Genomic DNA, 1,220 nt, shown 5'->3' with positions numbered 1-1,220 from the left:
TAGCTCGCATTTCTCACTACCCCGTTTAAGGCTTCGATATAAGTCCATTCGAGTGTATATAGTCTTACTTCGTCTATATTTCTTCCATCGCTAGTTTGATAGATTCCAAGGCGCCGAAGTCCTTTGATAAGCTCTGATTTGCGTTGCTGTACCTCGGTTTCGCTCATGTAATCACTCCTTTGTATACTTAACCCCTGTAGAACCATATCCATTTACACCACGTTCTGAATCGGATAACTTGTCTACCTCTTCGAATTCCGTTCTAGCTACTGGGGCAAGTATTCCTTGCCCTATGCGGTCGCCTTTAAGAATTAGATATGTTCCTCTGTCGCAAGTTTTTCCTCCTGTATTTGTATCAGCCCGTAATCTAGTGCCGTCCACTAACTTTGCTAAAAAATTGTAATCTCCTCTTATTTCAAGTGGTTGTGCATTATTATCCACAATCACCCCAACCTCACCACGATAATTCGAGTCAATTGTGCCAAGCTGCACCCTTAATTTGGTTTTTAATGTGATACCGGAACGTGGCCTTACTTGTATTTCAAATCCTTCTGGAATATCGAATGCTAATCCTGTTTTAATTAGTTTTGTTTCTCCCGGTTCAATAATCACATCTTCAACAGCTACTAAATCAAATCCACTATCGCCTTGTTGTGCGTATTTTGGTAACACCGCATCTGGATGCATCTTTTTGACTTTCATCTTCAATCAATCCTCCGTATATCAATAATCTTCATCATTCGCAATCCACCCTGCTAACTTCGAAAGTTCATCCAATCTTATGACCTTACCTTCTTGTTCATATTGCTCCATTTTTTCTTGAATTTTATCTTCAATATCACTCACGTGTAATTCGTTAGACATTCTCCATCCCCCCTACCTAAAAATCACATAATCATAATCCCTTACCTTGCTGTGATACGTTTTAACAACAATCAATACATCATCATCGTGCGTTTTCTTGGTGGTTTCTTTGACGTAAATTTTCTTCATATCAATCAACCTCCTTGACTTCATGAAATATATCCGTTTCTTCAGCAGCATATTTAGCAGCCTCATAAGCTTCGAACATGCTGTCATAAGTTTCTAATGGTCCTGGTAATCCAGGTATAAAAATTCCGTATTTCATCCCTTGCTCCTCCTAGTACTAATCTTCACGCCAATATTTCTCAAATACTCTCGGAACTCATGATTGTTCATACCCAAAGCTTTACTAATCT

The 1,220-nt window shown here is 38.9% G+C and carries 3 protein-coding genes; all 3 read right to left on the bottom strand.

Annotated elements, in window-relative coordinates; translation table 11 throughout:
- Positions 1 to 171 precede the first annotated feature (171 nt).
- The 3 genes from IEX29_RS26335 to IEX29_RS27110 all read right to left on the bottom strand — a co-directional run bounded on the left by IEX29_RS26335 (position 172) and on the right by IEX29_RS27110 (position 1,129).
- Entirely contained in the window at positions 172 to 702 is a 531-nt protein-coding gene (locus IEX29_RS26335) for a dUTP diphosphatase (protein ID WP_188738853.1), read from the bottom strand.
- 21 nt (positions 703 to 723) lie between these two features.
- Positions 724 to 864: a hypothetical protein gene (locus IEX29_RS26330; protein WP_188738851.1), complete on the bottom strand. Its 141-nt coding sequence runs from the start codon at positions 862 to 864 to the stop codon at positions 724 to 726.
- 130 nt (positions 865 to 994) lie between these two features.
- Entirely contained in the window at positions 995 to 1,129 is a 135-nt protein-coding gene (locus tag IEX29_RS27110; RefSeq protein WP_268239127.1) for a hypothetical protein, read from the bottom strand.
- Between the last annotated feature and the right edge of the window lie 91 nt (positions 1,130 to 1,220).

The organism is Oceanobacillus neutriphilus (assembly GCF_014645515.1).
In the GTDB taxonomy this organism is placed as follows: domain Bacteria; phylum Bacillota; class Bacilli; order Bacillales; family Amphibacillaceae; genus Oceanobacillus; species Oceanobacillus neutriphilus.
Note: the sequence above shows the minus strand (reverse complement) of the source record. Positions and strands in the feature narration are given on the sequence as shown.